The following is a 20,189-nucleotide window of genomic DNA, read 5'->3' as shown; positions in this document are numbered from 1 at the left end:
GCGCGAATTTGACGCTCAAGAATGTTGCGGCCAATTCCTGTGCAACATTTCGCGCATCTCTTGCCGTTTGCGCCATCACGGGGGCTGTGGATGGTTTTGCAGGTAAGGGGGAAAAATTCGAGTCAGTCGACTTTTGCGGTGATGTTGTCTTCGCAACACATGTCACACATGTGGATTTCTTCCCCCTGACAAAATTCGCGAAACGACCTACTCTCGTCTGATACGTTCACGCACTTTCGAGGATTGTCATGATTTCCACCCCGGTTTCGCGGTTTCTGGCTTTGTTGTCTCCGTCATCTTTGGCGGGCGGCACGCGTTTGTCGGTAAAGGCGCTCATGCTCGGCGCTGCCCTCGGGACAAGTGCACTGACGCTTGCACCAAAGCCTGTTGCGGCGCAGCAGGTCAGTGCCTTGATGCAGTCGATTGCAGAGGCCGCATCCTCTTCGAAAGTTCTTTCCGAGTTTTACCGCGCGAACGGCTATCAGCCGATCTTCGCGGACAACAGTGCCCGTGCAAAAGCCCGTCGACAGGCTTTGTTGCGTGCGGTTCTCGATGCGCCGGAAAAGGGGCTTGCGCCTTATGATACCTCTCTGCTCGAGGCGAACCTGCGTGCGATCAAGTCGGATCGAGATCTTGGCCGTGCCGAAGTGGCGATGGCCTCGCTCTTTCTCGATTATGCGCGCGATGTTCAGACTGGTCAGCTGATCCCGTCAAAGATCGATAGCGGTCTCGTGCGTCAGGTGCCGTATCGGGATAGCCTCCAGACGCTGACCAATTTCACGAAATCTTCGCCGCAGTCCTATTTGCGCAGTCTGGAGCCGACGTCTCCGGAATATGCCCGTCTCCTGAAGGAGAAAGTGAAGCTTGAGAAAGTGATCGCAAAGGGCGGTTGGGGCGCGACTGTGCCCACTGGTAAATATGAGCCGGGTCAGAGCGGCAATGGCGTGATTGCGCTGCGCAACCGTCTCATTGCGATGGGGTATTTGTCACGGTCGGCGACCTCGACTTATGATGCAAACATGCAAAAAGCCGTGCAACTCTTTCAGATGCAGCATGGTTTGACCTCTGATGGTGTCGCTGGGCAGTCCACGATTTCCGAGCTGAACGTCAGCCCTGAAGACCGCATGGCTTCCATCCTTGTGGCGCTGGAGCGTGAGCGTTGGATCAACATGCCGCGTGGGGACCGTCATATCTGGGTCAACCTGACCGACTTCTCTGCAAAGATTATCGACAACGGACGTGTGACGTTTGAAACCCGCTCTGTTGTCGGCATGAATGCGCATGACCGCCGGAGCCCGGAGTTTTCCGATGTTATGGAGCACATGGTGATCAACCCGACGTGGAACGTGCCGCGGTCGATCGCTGTGAAAGAATACCTGCCGATGATGCAGAAGAACCCGAGTGCGGCGGGGCATCTTCGTCTCGTGGACGCGCGCGGTCGGACCGTGAGCCGTGAAAACATTGATTTCACGACCTATTCTGCGTCGTCCTTCCCGTTCAATCTCAAGCAGCCGCCGTCGAACAGCAACGCGCTCGGGCTCGTGAAATTCATGTTCCCGAACAAGTACAACATCTATCTGCATGATACGCCGGCCAAATCCCTGTTCGGTCGCGAGGTGCGCGCCTATAGCCACGGGTGTATCCGCCTGCAGGACCCGTTTGATTTCGCATATGCGCTTCTTGCCAAGCAAACCAATGATCCTGTCGGCCTCTTCCAGTCCAAGCTTAAGACGCGTGTTGAGACTGTTGTGCCCCTTGAAAAGCAGGTGCCGGTGCACCTTGTCTACCGCACCGCAGTGACGCTGCCGAAAGGCGGGATGGAGTATCGTCGCGACGTTTACGGGCGCGATGCGAAAATCTGGTCCGCGCTTCAGCAACAGGGCGTGCAAGTCGGCACTGTCGGCGGCTGACACAGACCCAGCACATGAGAAATAGAGGAGGGCGTCCCGAGTGGGCGCCCTTTCCTTTTCAAAGGGGAACAAAGTGCTTATGTCTCTAGGCAACGAATTTGGAGACACCGATGTCGATCACCATTGCTGAGCTTGCTGCAACTTTGAACGCGCCATTTGAAGGGGACGGGACGCTCGTCGTCGCGGGCGCTGCGGAACCGCAGGATGCAGGCGAGACAGACCTAGCGCTCGCGATGGACCCGCGTTTTGCCCCGAATATTGCAAAAGGTCAGGCGAAGGTGGCTGTGCTTTGGGACGGGGCTGATTGGGCGGACCTCGGGCTTGAGGCAGCAATTCTTGTGAAGCGCGGGCGTCTCGCGATGGCGGGTGTCACGGCGGCCTTCGCGGCGGGCCTGGGACTTGAACCCGGCATCCATCCGGCCGCTGTGGTCGATCCGAGCGCAGAGATCGGGGCAGGGGCTGCAATCGGCCCGTTCGTTGTGATTGGCAAGGACGTGAAGATCGGCGCAAACGCCCAGATCGCGCCTCATGTCTCTATCGGTGCGCAGGCGCAGATCGGGGATGACGCGCTCATTCATGCAGGCGTTAAAATCGGTGCGCGCGTCGTGATCGGGAATCGACTGATTGCCCAGCCTGGCGGTGTCGTTGGCTCCGACGGCTTCTCCTTTGTCACTGCAGAGAAAAGCCATGTCGAAGAAGCGCGCGAGAGCCTCGGGGCCGATGTAGCCGCCGAAGGGCAGGCGTGGATGCGTATCGCATCTATCGGGGCTGTTGTGATCGGCGACGATGTTGAACTCGGCGCGAATGTCACGATTGATCAGGGCACCATCCGCCCGACACGGATCGGGGATGGCACAAAACTCGATAATCAGGTGCATATTGGACACAACGTGATCGTCGGGCGTCATTGTCTGCTATGTGGTCAGGTTGGCGTCGCGGGATCTACCGTCATCGGCGACTATTGTGTTATGGGCGGACAGGCCGGGGCCGCAGACAATCTCACCATCGGCTCGGGCGCCATTATCGGTGCGGGCACGGGTGTTCTGTCCAATGTCGCGAAGGGCAAAGCAATGATGGGATATCCCGCAGTTGCGATGCAAACGCACGTCGAAATGTACAAAGCCCTTCGACGCCTGCCGCGGTTTATGGCAAAACTTAAAGGCGACGGATGAAGACCGTCACGTCACTGACATACGGCCGTTACAAAAACCTGTTTCCTAGGCCGCAAATACAGACTAAATCAGGCCCCAAGCCTGAACCGGAGGGGATTACATGTCGCAAGACGTGAAGACGCAAATCATTGAGATCATCGCAGAACAAGCGGTGCTTGATCCGGCGGACGTGTCGATGGACCAGTCGCTTGACGATCTTGGCATCGACAGCCTCGGTCTCGTGGAAAGCATTTTTGCCATTGAAGAGACCTTTGACATTTCGGTCCCGTTCAATGCGAACGAACCTGAACAGTCCGATTTCGATATTTCCTCTGTCGCCGCGATCGTCAAAGCCGTCGAAAACCTGATTGCCGACCAGAAATCATGAAACGTGTCGTGATCACCGGAGCCGGGACCGTCAATGCACTCGGTCTCGATGTGAAGTCGACGCTTTCGGCTATGGCCGAAGGCAAGTGCGGGATCGGCGAGCTGAATTTCCGCGATGTCGACCGGCTTTCGATCAAGATTGGTGGTCAAATTCATGAGTGGGACGCGGAAGGTCGCTTTAATCGCCAGCAGATGGCGCTTTATGACCGGTTTACGCAATTCACGCTCGTTGCAGCGGAACAGGCGATTTCTCAGTCAGGTCTTGAGTTCGTAGGCGAACTGGCGCTGCGCTCCGGTGTGATCCTCGGCACCTCCGGCGGTGGTCTGTCCACACAGGACGAAAACTACCGTGTGGTCTACGAAGAAGGCAAAAACCGCGTTCACCCCTTCGTTGTGCCCAAACTGATGAACAACGCGGCCTGTTCGCACGTCAGCATGGAATACAACCTGAAAGGCCCGTCCTTCACCGTTGCAACCGCGTGTGCGAGTTCCAACCATGCGATGGGTCAAGCGTTCAACATGATCCGCTCCGGCATGGCGACGGCCATGGTGACGGGCGGCTCCGAGTCGATGCTGTGCTTCGGTGGCGTGAAAGCCTGGGAAGGGCTGCGCGTCATGTCAAAAGACGCCTGTCGCCCGTTTAGCCTCAACCGCAACGGCATGGTGCAGGGCGAGGGAGCGGCGGTCTTCGTGTTTGAAGATTACGACCACGCCAAGGCCCGTGGGGCGGAAATTCTGGCTGAGGTCATTGGTTTTGCGATGACATCTGACGCCTCCGACATCGTGATGCCGTCGAAACAGGGCGCCGCACGCGCCATTTCCGGCGCGCTCACAGATGCGCGCGTCAATCCGGAGCAGGTCGGTTATATCAACGCCCACGGCACGGGCACGGCGGCCAATGACAAAACCGAATGTGCGGCGGTGGCGGATGCGCTCGGACGGCACGCGGATAACATCATGATCTCGTCTACCAAGTCGATGCATGGTCACCTGATCGGCGGCACCGGCGCGGTCGAGCTCTTGGCCTGTATCATGGCGCTCCGCGACGGGGTGATTGCACCGACGATCAACTACGAAGAGCCGGATCCGGAATGTGCACTTGACGTCGTTCCGAATGAAGCGCGCGACGCGAATGTGGATATCGTCTTGTCGAACGCCTTTGCTTTTGGCGGTCTGAATGCGGTGATGGCGCTCAAGAAAGCGTCCTAAACAGACCTGCCTCTTCGGAGAAACGAAAAACGCCACGCAGGGTTGCGTGGCGTTCTTTGTTTCACGGACGTGATGTCCGATTTATTGAGTGACCGTGTCCGGGCCTTGACCATTTTTCGCGGCTTCATTCAGCGCGGTAACCCGGGTGTAACCAGCGGTAAAACCAGTGAGCGACATCGTCAGGTTCACAGGGTTTTGCGAGGATACCTGAGAAATCGAAATCTGACCATTGTTGCCCTTCTTGAGCAGATCAATCTCTTCTGCCGGAAGAGCCGCGCGCACGAAACAGCCGCCCTGTGTGCAGAACTGGAACGGATAACGGCGACCGTTTTCCTCATCTACATAGAAGCTCAACATCTTCGTCAGGTTTGTTTCAAGCGGCGTGATGATCGTCATCGCAGCTTCGGCATTTTCCTGACCGAGATGGAACAGAGTTACCTCAGCGATCTCTGCGCCACTGGCGTCTTTGAGGAGCTGGTACATGCTGCAGGGGTCGGGCTGACCTTCCGGTGCTTTGATGCAGTGGATTTCCCAGTCGCCCTGTGTCTCAAGCAGGTAAGTGCGCCCCACATTCTCGTTGGCTTCAACTGGAACGCCGGTCGAAAGCTCTTCGTCCTGTGCGACGACGGGCGCAGCGGTGCCCAGAGCGATCAAAGCGGCAGAGACGAAGGTCGAAAACTTGTGAGAGACAGAAGTCATCATCGGTCCATTTTTTGTTCAATTCCGAGATGTTCTCTATCACGCAGACGATGATCTGTCAGGGGGCACAGAGCAATATTTTTGTGATGGGATGTGACTTGAGCGGGATATGGCACTTTCGGCGGAGAAGCGCTTACCTCTCCTAAAGAATGCGTTCTGGACCTGCGTCCAAGAGGCGAGATGCAAAAAGCCTCGGAGACCCGAGGCTTTTGCAGATCATGATCTGATCAGGTGCTCCTGTACAGAACGCCGATCCGGTGATCGAGCTGCCTGTCAGGGCGTTTTGTTTTCTCCCTGCCGGACTTAGCCGGACTTTATGCCGTGACGGTATGACAGGAATTTGAAGAGGTCAACGGAAAAATATAGGGGCGATCACAGGTCGTGATGATCCCCATTTTTGTGCGGAATTTAGCGTCATAATGGGTGGGAACCTCTGCCAAGAAAGCCGCGCCTCTGGAGGGCGCGGCAAGTCTGACAGGGAGGAAAACACTCGGGACGATAGAGGTTTCGTCCCAGAGGTCTTTAGTATGGCAGGATACCGTTAACATTGTATTGTGGTGGCATACGGTTTTGAAAAGCCACGAATTTGTGCTTTTGGGATGCGTGCGTTTAGACAGTCGTGAGGTGGTGCGATGAGTGAAAAGATGGATCGTGTTTTTGTCGGTGGCGGTGGAGAAGGCTATGCAACGCCTCAGTATCTTTTGCTTGAATATGGCAACCGGCACGGGTTGATCGCGGGCGCAACCGGCACGGGCAAAACCGTCACGCTCCAGATTCTCGCCGAGGGGTTTGCTGCCGCAGGTGTCCCTGTGTTTCTCTCTGACGTGAAGGGCGATCTGTCTGGACTAGCAAAAGCTGGATCAGCGGAGGCCAAACTGCATGACGCCTTCACCAAACGCGCGACCACGATCGGGTTCGCGGACAGTTATCTGTATGAAGCCTTTCCCGTCACCTTCTGGGACCTTTACGGCGAGCAGGGGCATCCGATCCGCACGACTGTCGCGGAGATGGGGCCGCTTTTGCTCGCGCAACTCTTGCAACTCACAGAGGCACAGGAGGGCGTGCTCAACATCGCCTTCCGCATGTCGGATGAACAGGGCCTGCCGCTTCTCGATCTGAAAGACCTGCAATCTCTACTCGTGTGGGTCGGGGAGAATGCGGACGAGCTTTCACTCCGCTATGGCAACGTCTCGAAATCGTCTGTCGGCGCGATCCAGCGGGCATTGCTCGTCCTTGAAAATCAGGGCGGAGATCGGCTCTTCGGAGAGCCTGCGCTGGAGCTCTCGGACATTATTAGGACCGATCCGGACGGGCGAGGGCGGATTTCCATTCTCGCTTCCGACAAGCTCATGGCGTCGCCGAAACTCTACGCGACGTTCCTCCTCTGGCTTTTGTCCGAACTGTTCGAAGAACTTCCCGAGGTCGGGAATCCGGACAAACCCAAACTCGTGTTCTTCTTTGATGAGGCGCATCTCTTGTTTGACGATGCGCCGAAGGCCTTGGTCGATAAGGTGGAGCAGGTCGCGCGGCTCATCCGCTCCAAAGGTGTGGGCGTCTATTTCGTCACGCAAAACCCCGACGATGTGCCGGAGGATATTCTCGGACAGCTTGGCAACCGCGTCCAACACGCGCTTCGTGCCTTCACAGCGCGGGATCAAAAGGCGCTGCGCCTTGCTGCCCAGACCTATCGCGTCAATCCGAGGTTCGACATTGAGACGGCGATCAAAGAGGTCGGGACGGGGGAGGCCGTGACGTCGTTCCTCATCGAGAAGGGCGCACCGGGGATTGCGGAGCGCACCTTGATCCGTCCGCCGTCGTCACAGCTTGGGCCCATCACTGATGCGGAACGGGCGGACCAGATCAAAGGCTCGCCCATCGCCGGGAAATATGAAGCTGTGATTGATCGGCAGAGTGCATTCGAGATGCTTCAGGCCCGCGCCGAGGCCGCGTCCAAGGCGGCAGAAGAAGCGGAGGCCGCAGAAGAAGACGCGAAGGCAAGAGAGTTCAACAAGGCACGGCGCTATGAGACACGCAGCTATACTCGGTCCTCGGCGCGATCAAAGTCCTCGGACAAGAGTTTCGGCACGGAGCTGTCGAAAATGGTGATGAAGGAACTCACTGGCACGACGGGCAAAAAGATCGTGCGCGGGATCCTCGGCGGTATGTTTAAGGCCCGCTGACGTCAGAGCGACCGGAAGAGACCCGTGAGACGCGTGACCTCATCCGTGAGGCCATAAGGCGCGTTCACAAAGATCATGCCCGACCCGATCATCCCGTGACCCTCACGCGCGGGCGGGAAACGCACCTCATGTTTGAGAAAGCCCGGAAAATTCGCGGCCTCAAGCGCGCGGGTCATTTGGACATGCGCGCCCGTCGTGAGGATCGGATACCAGAGGGCGATAACGCCGACGTTCCATTTGCGGTGGAGCTTGGAGATAAACGTCGGGATCGTTGCGTAGTCGGATTTGATCTCATAGGGCGGATCGATGAGCAGCACGCCTCGTCGCGGGGTCGGCGGGCAGATGCTCTGCGCGAAGGCAAAGCCGTCCTCTTTGACGACATGAGCGAACGGCAACGCGTCCTGTAGTTTCTCGTTCTCACCCGGGTGCAGTTCTGCGAGGTGGATTGTGTCCATGTCACGGAACAATGCCTGCGCGAGCGCCGGAGACCCGGGGTAGATCGTCTCTCCGAACTCCTCCGCAATCCGTTCGCGCGCTTTGGTGTAGGGGTGGTCCGCCCCAAACCAGTCCGCGACCTTGAGAATGCCCTCACGCGCCTCGCCCGTCTTTTCCGCCTGAACTCCCGAGAGATCATAGAGGCCACGGCCTGCATGGGTCTCGATATAACTGAGCGGCTTGTCCTTGCGCGTCATGTAATCGAGCGTCACCGCCATCAGAGCGTGTTTCTGAACGTCTGCGAGATTGCCCGCGTGAAAGCCGTGTTGATAGGAAAGCATCCGGTCCACCCCGCTCAGACGTCGCGACGTGGGCGGATTTTGAGTTTCGTGACGCGGTTGTCTTTGCGTTCGACGACTTCGAAACGGTAGCCGTGGAAAGAGAACACCTGCCCCTCGTTCGGGATCATCTGCGCCTCATGGATCACGAGACCCGCGATGGTATTTGCTTCCTCATCCGGCAACTGGCATTCGGTCCAGCGGTTGAAGTCGCGGATGGTCATGCCGCCATCGACCTCCCAATCCCCGGTGTCTTCACTCTGTTTCGGCGCGTCTTCTGAACGGTCGAACTCATCGGTGATCTCGCCGACGATCTCTTCGAGAATGTCTTCGAGCGTGATGAGACCCTGAAGCGCGCCGTATTCGTCCACGACCAGCGCGAAGTGGGTGTGGCGTTTCAGGAACTGCCGCATCTGATCGTCGAGCGTGGTGGTCTCCGGCACGAAGTAGGGCTTCATCGCGACTTTCATCACATCGAAATCGCTGAAATCCACGAGCGTTGCAGGGTTCTCGGTTTCGTGGGCCACTCGGTCTGCATGCATCCCGCGCAGGAGGTCTTTGGAGTGGAGAACACCGACGATGTTTTCCTGCTCATCCCGATAGAGCGGGATGCGCGTGTAGGGGCTTTTGAGAGAGCGGTTCAGAATTTCTGCGGGCGGCAGGCTCACGTCGATCATTTCGATCTGGCTGCGGTGGAGCATGATCTCTTCGACAGTGCGTTCACCCAGATCGAGCGCGCCGAGAATGCGGTCGCGGTCTTCCTTTTGCACAACGCCCTCAACGTGGCCCAGAGCAATGGCCCCCGCGATCTCGTCCTTGACGGCGAGCACGTCTGCCTCGGGGTCGGTCTGAACGCCGAAGAGGCTCAGCATCCCGCGGACCAGAAAGCGCACAAAGCTCACGACAGGCGCAAAGACCGTCACAACGATGCTGATCGGCCGCGCCACGTGGGAAGCGGCGCTTTCGGGGTTGGTGATGGCGTAGGTTTTCGGGAGTACCTCAGCAAAGATCAGAACGAGCAGGGTCATGATCATGGTGGCGAGCGCTACGCCATTCTGTCCGAAGAGTTTCGTAAACAACGCGGTGGCGAGGGACGTCGCGAGGATGTTCACGAGGTTGTTGCCGAGCAGAACGGAGCCGATGAGGCGTTCACTGTCCTCGGTCACTTTTAGCGCACGTTCGGCGCCAACTTCACCTTTATCAGCTTTCGCGCGCAGTTTCCCGCGCGAGGCCGCCGTCAAAGCGGTCTCGGAGCCCGAGAAGAATGCGGACATGATCAGCAGGCCGGCAATGGCAGCGGCGGTGATCCAGAAGGCGGCGTCTAACGTGGTCTCTGTCATGGACATGGTTATGGGGTCGCGTGTGTCACTGCGCAAGGGCCGAACCCGCGCTTTCGAACGTCACGACGTTGTTGGAGCTGTTATTTTTCGGCGAGAGGGTGATGTTTTAGAACAAGCTCTTTGAGCCGCTCGTCAAGGACGTGGGTGTAGATCTCGGTCGTCGAGAGATCGGCATGGCCAAGCAGCGTCTGAATCGCTCTGAGATCGGCGCCGTGTGCCAAGAGATGCGTCGCAAAAGCGTGGCGAAGTGTATGTGGCGTGACCTTCTCCGGACTGACGCCCGCTTTGACCGAAATGTCCTTGATGAGCTGGTAGAAGCCTACGCGGGTGAAATGGCCGGATTTCCCGCGCGACGGAAAGAGATAGGGCGACGGCTTGATCCCTTTTTCACGCTTCGCGAGGTCTTCGGCCTCATCTCGCTCCGTAAGCCATGTGGCGAGCGCCGCGCGGGCCGGCTCAGACAGGGGCACCATGCGTTCCTTGTCGCCCTTGCCTTTGACGAGCAACATACGCGGATCACCCCGCGCGGCAGAAACGGGCAGGGAGACAAGCTCGCTCACCCGCATCCCCGTCGCATAGAGCACTTCCATCAGGCAAGTGTTGCGCAGGCGATCGGATTGGGTGCGACCAACCTTTTGCGCCGCGTCCAACAGGCGCATCACTTCCTCTTCCGAGAGCGATTTGGGGAGACGTTTGGACCGGCCAGGACCACGGATTTGAAGCGTCGGGTTGTGTTCACGCCAGCCTTCCTCATAGGCGAACCGGAAGAGTTGTTTGATCGACGAGAGCCGTCGCGCACGGGTCGATTGCGCGAGGCCCTGCGCCTCGCAAAAGACGAGATAGTCCTCAATCTGCGCACGTTCTACGGTTTCGAAATGACCGCTTCGACGGATCAGCCAATCCGAGAAGTCGATGAGGTCGCGCCCATAAGACAGCAGTGTGTTCTCAGACGCCCCGCGTTCCGCCATCTGGGCTTCTGAAAAGGCCGATATCCAGCGGTCATGTGATCTCATCCACGACGCTCCAAAAGCAACAGTTCGAGAGACGCCCGCCGTGCCGTGGCCTCAAGTCCGATGGCGCGGAAGAATTGGATCGCGTCTGAGAGTTCGTCAAGATCACCGGCAGCCCCGCCTTCGAGCAGTTCAATGGCACGCAGAATTGCCTCACCAAGGCGACGCTCAGACACGAGGGTCGAGAGCCTCACCGGGATGCCCTCTTCGATAAATCCCTGCGCGATGGCGCGCGCGACATCAGTTGACGGGCGCTGCGTCGGAATGTTGCCTGTCGCGATACCGTGCAGGAAGGTCTGATCACGGGTGAGCGGGTGCGGCCAGGAGAGCGCAATTCGTTCATAGTCGGGGGACAGGAGCGCAATTTCAAAGGCGATCTCTGAGGCGGCTTCATCAAGGGACTGTGTTGCGAGCGATTTCGCGAAGGCCTCGGCGAAGACGGTTTGTAGCCCTGCCGCGCTCATGGCGTCCCAGACCTTTGGCAGTTCTTCGGAAAGCTGCGCAGTATCTCCGGAGTTGAGCGCCGTCTCAAAACTTTGAAGCGCATCGATCCTGTCCCAAATGCCACCGGAGGCGGCGGGAAGATGTTCGGACCAAATCCCGAGCCAGCGGTTTGGTGAAAGTGCGCCGACGCGCGCAAGACGCTCCGCGGCAGTCGCCCGCGCTTTCCAGCCGGAGGTTGCCCGCAGATCGCTCTGTGCGAAGGCAAGCGGGAGGCCGTTTGTCGGGAGCGGTTCCCCGATGGCCTCCATGAGGCGGAAGGTGAGCGGCGTCGGGTGTTCTGGAATTCTGAGCGATGGCTCGCCCTCGAACAGTTCGGGATCGAGAAAGCGTGCGATCAGATCGCCTTGATCCTGACGGATGAGGCCGAGGGCTTCGCCGCTTTCGAGGGTGAGGGCAGCGGCCTCCCATTTTCCCGCCCGTGCGAGGCAGAAGATGCGGGCGGACAAAGTCGGAGACAGACCGGGGGTGGTGTTGAGCGTGCGACAGGCCTCGTTCTCGGTCCCCAAGAGCAATTTGGTATCGAAAGACCGCCGGAAAATTTCCGGCGATGTCGAGCCCGCGAGGTTCAGCATAGAATCCGCCTCGTCGAGCAACCCTTGCGCAAGCAAAGCGTCGATACGAGCCAGAAACAGGCGCCCATCGCGGTCGGATTGTAGCGGCGGATCAAGTTCGGCGAGGATCAATGTGTTTAGCAGACGCCGCGAGGCCGGCAACAGATCCGTGCGTGTGGAGATCATTGTGATCCGCCGCGCGAGATCGGTCGCGGTCGAGGCGCCCCAGAGTGCGCGTGGAAAGCCTGTCACAGAAGAGGGCAAAAGCCCCGTCGCATCCGGTCCGGGTGCCTCAAGCGGAGAGACCGTCACATCCTCGGGCAGCGCACTCGTTGCGATGTCGCTCTCGGTCCCAAGGTTCGGGTCCTCGCGCGGGGTGTCGAGCGTATCGGAGAGCCAGTCAATTGCCGACAGCGGTCTCTCGTCGGTGCTCTGCGCGCTCGCCGCCGTAAGGCCCGCGCCATAGAGGCAGGCCGTGGACAAGAGGAGCGCGCGCAGGAACAGGCGCGGGGACGGACGGCGTTGGCTCATTTCACTTCGATCGTCACGGGCACACGTTCCTCGGCGCGATCCGGCGACAGATCGCCGACGTAGGCAAAGCCGATAAAGCCGATGATTCCGAGAAGAATAAGAATGGCGATGAGCCGGAAAAGGAACTTTCGCACGGTAAACTGCCTCCATTCACGCCCTTAAGTCACGCTTTGGGCGGGTCTTTGTCTATTTCTCCGTTCCTTCAATGAGAACGGTTTTCATCATTTCTGCAATTTATATATGGCATTTTCCGAGAGATCACGCCATTGAAGGGGTCAAATTTTCGTCGGCAGGAATTTGCCGCGCGTGTCGCGTCAGTGTGCGGCGCGAAGACGGACGGGGGAACGGATTTGCATGGACGGATCCGCGAAGAGGACAATGGCGAAAGGCCTGAATAAGACAATAGCCCTTGTGGGGATGATGGGCGCAGGGAAAACCGCTGTGGGCAAGGCTCTCGCGGCGAAACTCGGCGTGCCATTTCTCGACTCCGATCACGAGATCGAACAAGCAGCGGATCGCACCATTGCCGAAATTTTCGAGCGGGACGGTGAAGCATTCTTCCGTCGTCGGGAAACCGAGGTCATCGGACGCTTGCTCGAAGATGAGCGCGCGGTGTTGTCCACTGGAGGTGGCGCGTTCCTCTCCGGCACCAATCGTGACATGATTGCGGAAAAGGGGATTGCTGTCTGGCTTCAGGCCGACATCGAAATTCTCTGGAACCGTGTGAAACACAAGACAACCCGACCGTTGCTGCATACCGCCAACCCCTATGAAACGCTCAAGGAACTGGCCGAGGCACGTACTCCGTTTTACGCGCAGGCCGGTGTGACTGTTCAGGCTGAGCCCGGACTGTCCGTTGACGGAATGGCTGATAAGGTCATCGCGGCCCTACGGGACCACGGCGGAATTCTGAAGGAGTGACCATGAGCTATACGACCGTGCATGTGCCTTTGGGGGACCGCGCCTATGATGTGCGCATCGGGGCAGGTCTTGTTGCGGAGGCGGGTGCTCATATCGCGCCGCTCTTGGGGAAAAAGAAAAAGGTGTTCGTTCTGACGGACGAAACCGTTGCCGCGCTTCACCTTAATGCGCTCGAGGCAGGTTTGGCCGCCGACGGTATTGATATGGTGTCCCTCGCGCTTCCGGCAGGTGAGACGACGAAGGCCTGGCCGCAATTCACCCGTGCCGTCGAATGGCTCCTCGAGGAGAAATGCGAGCGCAAGGACATCGTTGTCGCATTTGGCGGTGGGGTGATCGGTGATCTCGCCGGATTTGCCGCCGCCGTTTTGCGCCGCGGGGTCCGGTTCGTGCAGATCCCGACGACACTCCTCGCGCAGGTCGATAGCTCTGTGGGCGGTAAGACAGGCATCAACGCGCCTCAGGGGAAGAACCTCATCGGTGCGTTCCACCAGCCGTCGCTCGTGCTCGCCGATATTTCCATTCTTGGCACGCTGACCCAACGCGATTTCCTCGCGGGGTATGGCGAGGTGCAGAAATACGGCCTCTTGGGCGACGAGAGCTTCTTTGAATGGCTCGAAGTGAACGGCCCCGCACTCGCCGCAGGTGACATGGAACTCCGGACAGAGGCCGTGCGGTGGTCTGTCCAGATGAAAGCCGACATTGTCGAGCGAGACGAGACGGAGCAGGGGGATCGCGCGCTTCTAAACCTCGGTCATACCTTCTGCCACGTCCTCGAATCCGCGACCGGATATGGCGATCGCCTCCTCCATGGTGAGGGCGTTGCCATTGGCTGCGCGCTTGCGTTTGAACTGTCGTCCCGTCTGGGCCTGTGCTCCCAAGAGGCGCCAAGTCGTGTTCGTGCGCATCTCAAGGCGATGGGGATGAAGTGCGATCTCACGGATATTCCGGGTAATCTTCCATCCGCCGAGACGCTCGTCGATATGATGTCGCAGGACAAAAAAGTCGTCGACGGCCAACTCCGCTTTATCCTCGCACGCGGGATCGGTGAGGCCTTCGTGACCGCAGATGTGCCGCGCGAGGCGGTCCTCAAGGTCATTCAGGACGGATTGGACGGCTAAGCCTATCCGCGCACGATCAGGAGGTCTGTTTTGGGCGTCCTGATCTGCTCTTCGGTAAAGCTGCCGAGCAAGGTGGGCGACAGCGGCGAACGGCCATGCGCGCCGAGAACGTAAAGATCCCCCTCGTGTGTTCGTCGGGTCTCCTCAAAGAGATCCTGCACGCTCGCCGCCGTCACTGTTGGTTTGGCGAGGCCTTCGGGCACCGCGGCGGATTTCCACCACTCATCGAGACGGAGTTGGGCGTCATGAACAAATGGCGCGAGCTGTTTTGCCGTGGCGTCGCGCGCCAACATGCCGCGATACGGGATATGAACGGCGTGGATTGTCCGCAGATTTGCCTCCGGCGCGACCGCGCGCGCGACACGCGCAGCCGCGAGGCAGGAGGGCGACAGGTCAATCCCGCAGATCATTTCGCGATAGGGCGCGGCGACGGGTGCGACAACAACCAGAACCGGACGATGAAGGGCGCGCACGACCCGCTCCACCGATGTGCCAGAGAATATGTCCCAGAACGGTCGCGGGCGGTGTGTGCCCATGATCACCAGATCGACCTGCGCGGCCTCCGCCAGATCGACAACGGCTGTCACCGGATCACCGGTTTCAACGACGACTTCGGTGTTCTCTGGCATCCGTTCCGACGTACGGATATCTGCCAGAATTTCCTCCGCCGTCGCCCTTGTGCGTGTGACCATCGCCGCAGGCAAATCGTCGTCTATCACGTGCATCAGGATGATCTTTGCCCCGTGCCGTTCCGCAAGCTGAACTGCCCGCTCCACGGCTCTATCCGAGCGGCTCGAAAGATCACTGGCGACAAGAATTCTGTCCATGGCTCCCCCCCCCCATCCATATGTTCATCCGCGCCCCCTCTCCCCAGCGGCGACGCGCTAATTGAGAGTATAGCACATTTCGGCGGGAAAACGGAGGGTTAGGCGTTGTTCTTTGGGACAGGTTGAGCGCCGGATCACGTCAGTGAACAAAGAAAAACCCCCGAAAATCGGGGGCTTTCCTGTCATCTGTTGTTCGATCTCAGAACGGGATTTCGTCGTCGTCGAGGGCCGGGCGCGAACCGCCGCCGTAGCCGCCGCCACCCTGATCGTAGCCGCCGGACGGGCCTTGGTCATAGCCACCGCCATAACCGCCACCGCTGCCACCACCGTAGCTGCCACCACCGCCGCCTTCGCCACGGCCGTCGAGCATCACCATGGTCGAGGTGTAGGGACGGAGAACGACCTCGGTCGAGTAGCGGTCATTGCCCTGTTGGTCCTGCCATTTGCGGGTCTCAAGTTGACCCTCAATGTACACTTTCGAGCCCTTGCGTAGATATTGCTCTGCGGTGCGGGCGAGCGGCTCGGAAAAGATTGCGACCGTGTGCCACTGGGTGCGCTCGCGGCGTTCGCCTGTGTTGCGGTCTTTCCAGTTCTCAGAGGTTGCAATGCGCAGGTTGCACACTTTGCCGCCGTTCTGGAACGTGCGCACTTCGGGGTCCGCGCCCAGATTGCCCACGAGGATGACTTTGTTCACCGAACCGGCCATACGTTCTACTCCATCGAGATTCCCTGTTGATCCTCCTTACACCACTCATCGGGCAGGGGTCGCAAGGCAAAACTCCGCTGATCCGGCGCAGAGACTTGGAATGTTTGACCAAGCGGGCTAAAGTGCGCGCGTAACAATCGAGTGGCTTCCTACAATGAGTTGTTTTTCGCGTCACACGGCCCCCATCGGTTCCGGATACCGGAAATTTGTGCATCTCGGGATTTTGGCAGCGGGTCTGGCCCTGTTGGGCACTGCGACGGTCGCCGAAGATTTGTTTTCCTCGCGAAACCGCGTTGATCTCTTTGCATCCCAGCTCGATGTGCTCGACGGACGCGCGGCGGATCAATACTCCAATGCCTACGCGCTCAAGCCGGAGCGGTTTGGAGCGGACGGGATCAGCCCCGCGTATAACGGCGCTTACAAGGGCGAATACCTGCCCGTCGCGGAAGCCATGGCGCGTAAACACGGTGTGCCGACTGATCTCTTCCTGCGCCTCGTGCAGCAGGAGAGCGGCTGGAACCCGACAGCGCGGTCGCATGCGGGGGCCTATGGCTTGGCGCAACTGATGCCCGATACAGCGCGCCTCTTGCAGGTCAACCCGAACGATCCGCACCAGAACCTCGAAGGCGGGGCGCGGTATTTGCGGATGATGTACAACAAATTCGGCAACTGGCGGCTCGCGCTCGCGGCCTATAACGCCGGACCGCTCGCCGTTGAAAAATACAACGGTGTGCCTCCGTACAAAGAGACGATGAATTACGTCGAAGTCATCTACGGATCATAAGATCACGCAGATTGACGAAACTCTCGCGGTGAGAGGCCTGTGTGCTTGTGAAACGCGCGCGAGAAATAGGCCGCAGACTGAAATCCTAGCTTTTCGGCCACGTCCTTGATCGGTAAATCCGTCTCCGCCAACATCCGACGCGCTTCATAGTGCAGGCGGTCTGCGAGGATCGCTGAGGCCGACCGCCCGCAGGCGATATTACACGCCCGCGACAAGTGCGTCGGCGTGACGCCAAGCTGATGCGCGAAATGCGACACGCCCAGCGACGCATCCAGTTCGCTTTCGACGAGCGACGTAAACGCCGCCGCAATCCGGCGCGAGGCGTCGGGAGTCAGGTCATACTCCGGCATGATCGAGATTTGTCGCTCTAGCCACAGAGAAATCATCCCACCATGAAGCGCCATCGCGCGCTCACGTCCCGGACGGTCGCTTTCAATCTCTTTTTGAAGGGTTTCGATCAGGCCTGTGATCTCGTTTTGCTGGATCACCTCGCGGAACCGCATGTGGAGCGGTTCTTCGGGTAGGTAGAGCGCCGGATCGTCGGGCAGGTGGACCCGATACCCCATGACCTGTCCGACCGGTTCAAAGCCATACATGGTGCGGGTCGGAAGGTAGATGAGGTTATGCGGCCCGAATCCACGCGTCACACCGGAGACGGTGATCCGTCCTTGCCCACGGGTGAACCAGAGGAAAGACGGGCTGCGGTGGCTGCGCATCGCTTCGGTCCGCCATTTCATCGCCGGAGAAAGCGCGCCCGTGCCACGACCGAGCGGCAGAACACGGTAATCCGCCTGCTGCGGGATCTCGGTGATCTTTGCCTTTGGCCGGGATGCTTGTGAGGAGGGTTTCGGAGCTTTGGCCCGCGCCTTTACAGGTGTTTTGGCCTGAGGCGCTGTATCAGTCATTTCGCCCAGGGGCATGGTTTTGAATATTTGACGGAAAGGCGTGTCGCTCATCGCACTCGTTCTTGTTCGGTTTGTCCAACTTCGTCAAAACCGTAACCATGAGCGGCAATCTGTCAAAGAAAATATCGTCTTTTCAATGAGGTATGTTGTATTTGTAATGTGTCCGCGATCCCTGCTTAGGGCAGCGATATCTTGTGGTAGGCCTTCATTCGCGCTCTAAACCATGTGCGTTGGCGCTTCGCATATTGCCGTGTTGCGATGGTTGCGGCCTCTTGGGCGGCCTCAAGCGTGAGGTCTCCCCGCAGATACGCGATCAATTCGGGGGCGCCAATCGCCTTGGAGGAGGGCGCTTTCGGGTCCCATGTCGGCAAATTGGCCTCTGCCTCTTCCAATGCACCCTGTTCAAGCATTAACCCGAATCGCCGCGCGATGCGTTCGTTGAGCCACTCTTTGTCCGCATCCATCACATAAGGCTGACAGTCCTTGAGGGGCAGAAGCGGGGGCGGGGTATCGGCTTGCCATGCAGCGAGACCGCGACCTGTGGCGCGCAGCACTTCCCACGCCCGCTGGACGCGCATGGGGTTCAGGCGATCGATTTTGCCCGCCGTTTGCGGGTCTTCGGCGTCGAGTTCGGCCAAGAGGCCCGCATGATCGCCGTCCACCTCGCGCCGCGCGTCCGCCTCAGCACGGATTTCACTCGGTGTTTCGGGGATCTCCACGAGGCCTTCGGTCAGCGCCGTGAAATAAAGCCCCGTGCCGCCGACAATGATCGGACGTGCGCCGCCGGAGAGAAACTGCGTGACATCGCGAAGCCAGTGACCGACGGAATAAAACGCGTCTCCGGCGACATGCCCGTAAAGGCGATGCGGCGCGCGTGCATCGTCTTCCTCAGAGGGGCGCGCGGTCAAAACACGCCAATTTTCAAAGACCTGCAGTGCATCCGCATTCACAATCACACCGCCCTGTGTCTCCGCGATCTCGAGCGCGAGCGCGGATTTTCCCGAGGCAGTCGGACCCGCAATCAACACGGGCAACTCGGCGGATATGTCATGCGGAAGAGCCATACTTTCGCGGGTGGCACGCACAAGCGCAGTTGTCCAGAGGGGTAAAGGGGAAAAAATCCAAATTCCTTGCATTGAACCTGACGCAAAATTCGATCATTTTGCCTCAAAACACCATTCAGATCGGGGACACCTCATGACTGACGCGAGCAGCCAGCCGGGACAGGATCATCCTGCCACGAAATATAAACGTGTGCTTTTGAAAATCTCAGGTGAGGCGCTCATGGGGGATCAGGGCTTTGGCCTGCATCCGCCGACCGTCGAACGCATCGCGCGTGAGGTCAAAACCGTCCATGATCTCGGTGTCGAGATTTGTATGGTCATCGGTGGCGGCAACATTTTCCGCGGGCTTCAGGGCTCTGCTCAGGGGATGGAGCGCACGACGGCCGACTATATGGGAATGCTCGCGACTGTTATGAACGCGCTAGGGATGCAGGCGGCGCTTGAGGGCCTCGGTATCCACACCCGTGTGATCTCCGCGATCACGATGAACGAGGTCGCCGAACCCTACATCCGCCGCCGTGCTGTGCGTCACCTTGAGAAAAAGCGGATTTGTATTTTCGCCGCAGGCACCGGCAACCCGTATTTCACCACCGACACTGCTGCGACGCTCCGTGCGAACGAGATGGCCTGTGAGGCGATCTTTATGGGGAAAAACGGGGTGGACGGCGTCTACGACAAGGACCCGAAAACCAACCCGGACGCGAAGCGCTATGATCATGTGTCCTACGATGAAGTCCTGCGCAAGAATCTCAAAGTGATGGACGCCTCCGCCATTGCGCTGGCACGCGACAACAACCTGCCGCTGATTGTGTTCCCGCTCGACGCAGAGGGCGGGTTCCGCTCCATCCTCGCGGGCGAGGGCACCTACACCTTGGTCAACTGACAGGCATGCTCGGGGGCGAGATCTGAGAGAGCCGATTACGGTCTGCGGGCAAGGGCTATACAAGCCTCTGCCCGTGCCTTATTGAAAGCAGCAACGATCAGACCAGCTTCCTGAGCCGTGCACTGACACAGCAACATCGAATGCGAGTGAAAGAAGGGGAAATACCCATGTCCGAAGAGTTCGAACTCGATACTGACGACCTCAAAAAACGTATGGATGGCGCGATTGGCAATTTGCGCACCGAATTTGCCTCGCTGCGGACAGGCCGCGCGTCGGGCTCCATGCTTGAGCCGATTATGGTCGATGCCTACGGCGCGATGACGCCGATCAACCAGGTTGGCACCGTGAACGTGCCGGAGCCGCGTATGGTCACGATCAACGTGTGGGATAAAGCGCTCGTCAACAAAGTCGAGAAAGCGATCCGTGAATCCGGTCTCGGAATCAACCCGCAGCTGAATGGCACGATCATCATGCTGCCGATTCCGGAGCTCAACGAAGAGCGTCGTCGCGAGCTGACCAAAGTCGCAGGCCAATACGCCGAGCACGCCCGTGTTGCCGTGCGCAACGTGCGTCAGGACGGCATGCAGCAGATCAAAAAGCACAAGGACGGGATGTCCGACGATGATCAGAAGTTCTGGGAATCCGAAGTTCAGGACCTGACCGACAAACATATTAAGGATATTGATGCACTTCTCGCGCATAAGCAGGAAGAGATCATGCAGGTCTGATTGAGACC

General features: G+C 58.8%; 20 protein-coding genes. 10 read left to right on the top strand and 10 right to left on the bottom strand.

The genetic code is table 11. The features are described from left to right. The first annotated feature begins 248 nt into the window (after positions 1 to 248). From LA304_RS10235 to LA304_RS10220, 4 genes are all read left to right on the top strand, one after another. Positions 249 to 1,910, top strand: coding sequence for a L,D-transpeptidase family protein (locus LA304_RS10235; RefSeq protein WP_318010688.1), 1,662 nt, complete (start codon positions 249 to 251; stop codon positions 1,908 to 1,910). A gap of 110 nt (positions 1,911 to 2,020) precedes the next feature. Continuing rightward, positions 2,021 to 3,082 carry a UDP-3-O-(3-hydroxymyristoyl)glucosamine N-acyltransferase gene (lpxD, locus tag LA304_RS10230; protein WP_224503038.1) on the top strand — a complete coding sequence of 354 codons (1,062 nt, stop codon included), beginning with the start codon at positions 2,021 to 2,023 and terminating at the stop codon, positions 3,080 to 3,082. 100 nt (positions 3,083 to 3,182) lie between these two features. Continuing rightward, complete coding sequence (locus LA304_RS10225) at positions 3,183 to 3,449, top strand: acyl carrier protein (protein ID WP_224503037.1); 267 nt, start codon at positions 3,183 to 3,185, stop codon at positions 3,447 to 3,449. Then, entirely contained in the window at positions 3,446 to 4,657 is a 1,212-nt protein-coding gene (locus LA304_RS10220; protein ID WP_224503036.1) for a beta-ketoacyl-[acyl-carrier-protein] synthase family protein, read from the top strand. Before LA304_RS10225 ends, LA304_RS10220 begins: the two co-directional genes overlap by 4 nt. Positions 4,658 to 4,738: 81 nt before the next feature. On the opposite strand, the gene LA304_RS10215 is transcribed toward LA304_RS10220, so the two are convergent. Next, positions 4,739 to 5,359 (bottom strand): invasion associated locus B family protein, encoded by a 621-nt coding sequence (locus LA304_RS10215; protein WP_224503035.1) that lies wholly within the window; start codon positions 5,357 to 5,359, stop codon positions 4,739 to 4,741. A 629-nt stretch (positions 5,360 to 5,988) separates the two neighbouring features. Between LA304_RS10215 and LA304_RS10210 the strand changes: the two genes are divergently transcribed. Further along, positions 5,989 to 7,536 carry a helicase HerA-like domain-containing protein gene (locus tag LA304_RS10210; RefSeq protein WP_224503034.1) on the top strand — a complete coding sequence of 516 codons (1,548 nt, stop codon included), beginning with the start codon at positions 5,989 to 5,991 and terminating at the stop codon, positions 7,534 to 7,536. Positions 7,537 to 7,538: 2 nt separating this feature from the next. Here the strand turns inward: LA304_RS10210 and rlmJ are convergent, their stop codons facing one another. The 5 genes from rlmJ to LA304_RS10185 form a co-directional block, all read right to left on the bottom strand. Next, the gene (gene rlmJ / locus LA304_RS10205) at positions 7,539 to 8,312 is read right to left on the bottom strand and encodes a 23S rRNA (adenine(2030)-N(6))-methyltransferase RlmJ (RefSeq protein ID WP_224503033.1); all 774 of its coding nucleotides are present in this window, start codon (positions 8,310 to 8,312) and stop codon (positions 7,539 to 7,541) included. A 14-nt stretch (positions 8,313 to 8,326) separates the two neighbouring features. Further along, positions 8,327 to 9,649 (bottom strand): HlyC/CorC family transporter, encoded by a 1,323-nt coding sequence (locus tag LA304_RS10200; protein WP_224503097.1) that lies wholly within the window; start codon positions 9,647 to 9,649, stop codon positions 8,327 to 8,329. Positions 9,650 to 9,729: 80 nt separating this feature from the next. After that, positions 9,730 to 10,662 (bottom strand): site-specific tyrosine recombinase XerD, encoded by a 933-nt coding sequence (locus LA304_RS10195; RefSeq protein ID WP_224503032.1) that lies wholly within the window; start codon positions 10,660 to 10,662, stop codon positions 9,730 to 9,732. After that, complete coding sequence (locus LA304_RS10190; RefSeq protein WP_224503031.1) at positions 10,659 to 12,245, bottom strand: hypothetical protein; 1,587 nt, start codon at positions 12,243 to 12,245, stop codon at positions 10,659 to 10,661. The genes LA304_RS10195 and LA304_RS10190 overlap by 4 nt, the downstream gene beginning before the upstream one ends. Then, the gene (locus LA304_RS10185) at positions 12,242 to 12,379 is read right to left on the bottom strand and encodes a hypothetical protein (RefSeq protein ID WP_224503030.1); all 138 of its coding nucleotides are present in this window, start codon (positions 12,377 to 12,379) and stop codon (positions 12,242 to 12,244) included. Before LA304_RS10185 ends, LA304_RS10190 begins: the two co-directional genes overlap by 4 nt. Before the next feature lie 220 nt (positions 12,380 to 12,599). Between LA304_RS10185 and LA304_RS10180 the strand changes: the two genes are divergently transcribed. Beyond that, on the top strand, positions 12,600 to 13,166 hold the full coding sequence (locus tag LA304_RS10180; RefSeq protein WP_224503029.1) for a shikimate kinase: 567 nt from the start codon (positions 12,600 to 12,602) through the stop codon (positions 13,164 to 13,166). A 2-nt stretch (positions 13,167 to 13,168) separates the two neighbouring features. Continuing rightward, the gene (gene aroB / locus LA304_RS10175; protein ID WP_224503028.1) at positions 13,169 to 14,284 is read left to right on the top strand and encodes a 3-dehydroquinate synthase; all 1,116 of its coding nucleotides are present in this window, start codon (positions 13,169 to 13,171) and stop codon (positions 14,282 to 14,284) included. A 2-nt stretch (positions 14,285 to 14,286) separates the two neighbouring features. Here the strand turns inward: aroB and LA304_RS10170 are convergent, their stop codons facing one another. Beyond that, on the bottom strand, positions 14,287 to 15,111 hold the full coding sequence (locus LA304_RS10170) for a universal stress protein (RefSeq protein WP_224503027.1): 825 nt from the start codon (positions 15,109 to 15,111) through the stop codon (positions 14,287 to 14,289). Positions 15,112 to 15,310: 199 nt separating this feature from the next. Continuing rightward, on the bottom strand, positions 15,311 to 15,817 hold the full coding sequence (gene ssb, locus LA304_RS10165) for a single-stranded DNA-binding protein (RefSeq protein ID WP_224503026.1): 507 nt from the start codon (positions 15,815 to 15,817) through the stop codon (positions 15,311 to 15,313). Positions 15,818 to 15,971: 154 nt separating this feature from the next. Here ssb and LA304_RS10160 point away from each other — a divergent pair, with 154 nt between their 5' ends. Further along, positions 15,972 to 16,601 carry a lytic transglycosylase domain-containing protein gene (locus LA304_RS10160; protein ID WP_224503025.1) on the top strand — a complete coding sequence of 210 codons (630 nt, stop codon included), beginning with the start codon at positions 15,972 to 15,974 and terminating at the stop codon, positions 16,599 to 16,601. A 2-nt stretch (positions 16,602 to 16,603) separates the two neighbouring features. On the opposite strand, the gene LA304_RS10155 is transcribed toward LA304_RS10160, so the two are convergent. Together LA304_RS10155 and miaA are read right to left on the bottom strand one after the other, a co-directional pair. Next, the gene (locus LA304_RS10155; RefSeq protein WP_224503024.1) at positions 16,604 to 17,506 is read right to left on the bottom strand and encodes a helix-turn-helix domain-containing protein; all 903 of its coding nucleotides are present in this window, start codon (positions 17,504 to 17,506) and stop codon (positions 16,604 to 16,606) included. Positions 17,507 to 17,682: 176 nt separating this feature from the next. After that, positions 17,683 to 18,570 (bottom strand): tRNA (adenosine(37)-N6)-dimethylallyltransferase MiaA, encoded by an 888-nt coding sequence (miaA, locus tag LA304_RS10150; RefSeq protein WP_224503023.1) that lies wholly within the window; start codon positions 18,568 to 18,570, stop codon positions 17,683 to 17,685. A gap of 133 nt (positions 18,571 to 18,703) precedes the next feature. Here miaA and pyrH point away from each other — a divergent pair, with 133 nt between their 5' ends. Beyond that, positions 18,704 to 19,453: a UMP kinase gene (pyrH, locus tag LA304_RS10145; protein ID WP_224503022.1), complete on the top strand. Its 750-nt coding sequence runs from the start codon at positions 18,704 to 18,706 to the stop codon at positions 19,451 to 19,453. 167 nt (positions 19,454 to 19,620) lie between these two features. Next, positions 19,621 to 20,181: a ribosome recycling factor gene (gene frr / locus LA304_RS10140; RefSeq protein WP_224503021.1), complete on the top strand. Its 561-nt coding sequence runs from the start codon at positions 19,621 to 19,623 to the stop codon at positions 20,179 to 20,181. Positions 20,182 to 20,189 lie beyond the last annotated feature (8 nt).

This window comes from Celeribacter litoreus (genome assembly GCF_020165855.1).
Taxonomy (GTDB): Bacteria; Pseudomonadota; Alphaproteobacteria; order Rhodobacterales; family Rhodobacteraceae; genus Celeribacter; species Celeribacter litoreus.
This window is presented reverse-complemented; position numbering and strand designations above follow the sequence as displayed.

Bases quoted from the DNA above. Each gene is read 5' to 3' on its own strand.
- aroB (WP_224503028.1), top strand. From the start codon at position 13,169: ATGAGCTATACGACCGTGCATGTGCCTTTGGGGGACCGCGCCTATGAT.
- ssb (WP_224503026.1), bottom strand. From the start codon at position 15,817: ATGGCCGGTTCGGTGAACAAAGTCATCCTCGTGGGCAATCTGGGCGCG.
- LA304_RS10160 (WP_224503025.1), top strand. From the start codon at position 15,972: ATGAGTTGTTTTTCGCGTCACACGGCCCCCATCGGTTCCGGATACCGG.
- LA304_RS10190 (WP_224503031.1), bottom strand. From the start codon at position 12,245: ATGAGCCAACGCCGTCCGTCCCCGCGCCTGTTCCTGCGCGCGCTCCTC.
- LA304_RS10225 (WP_224503037.1), top strand. From the start codon at position 3,183: ATGTCGCAAGACGTGAAGACGCAAATCATTGAGATCATCGCAGAACAA.
- LA304_RS10170 (WP_224503027.1), bottom strand. From the start codon at position 15,111: ATGGACAGAATTCTTGTCGCCAGTGATCTTTCGAGCCGCTCGGATAGA.
- lpxD (WP_224503038.1), top strand. From the start codon at position 2,021: ATGTCGATCACCATTGCTGAGCTTGCTGCAACTTTGAACGCGCCATTT.
- LA304_RS10235 (WP_318010688.1), top strand. From the start codon at position 249: ATGATTTCCACCCCGGTTTCGCGGTTTCTGGCTTTGTTGTCTCCGTCA.
- LA304_RS10220 (WP_224503036.1), top strand. From the start codon at position 3,446: ATGAAACGTGTCGTGATCACCGGAGCCGGGACCGTCAATGCACTCGGT.
- LA304_RS10195 (WP_224503032.1), bottom strand. From the start codon at position 10,662: ATGAGATCACATGACCGCTGGATATCGGCCTTTTCAGAAGCCCAGATG.
- LA304_RS10215 (WP_224503035.1), bottom strand. From the start codon at position 5,359: ATGATGACTTCTGTCTCTCACAAGTTTTCGACCTTCGTCTCTGCCGCT.
- LA304_RS10210 (WP_224503034.1), top strand. From the start codon at position 5,989: ATGAGTGAAAAGATGGATCGTGTTTTTGTCGGTGGCGGTGGAGAAGGC.
- LA304_RS10180 (WP_224503029.1), top strand. From the start codon at position 12,600: ATGGACGGATCCGCGAAGAGGACAATGGCGAAAGGCCTGAATAAGACA.
- LA304_RS10155 (WP_224503024.1), bottom strand. From the start codon at position 17,506: ATGACTGATACAGCGCCTCAGGCCAAAACACCTGTAAAGGCGCGGGCC.
- miaA (WP_224503023.1), bottom strand. From the start codon at position 18,570: ATGGCTCTTCCGCATGACATATCCGCCGAGTTGCCCGTGTTGATTGCG.
- rlmJ (WP_224503033.1), bottom strand. From the start codon at position 8,312: ATGCTTTCCTATCAACACGGCTTTCACGCGGGCAATCTCGCAGACGTT.
- frr (WP_224503021.1), top strand. From the start codon at position 19,621: ATGTCCGAAGAGTTCGAACTCGATACTGACGACCTCAAAAAACGTATG.
- LA304_RS10200 (WP_224503097.1), bottom strand. From the start codon at position 9,649: ATGACAGAGACCACGTTAGACGCCGCCTTCTGGATCACCGCCGCTGCC.
- pyrH (WP_224503022.1), top strand. From the start codon at position 18,704: ATGACTGACGCGAGCAGCCAGCCGGGACAGGATCATCCTGCCACGAAA.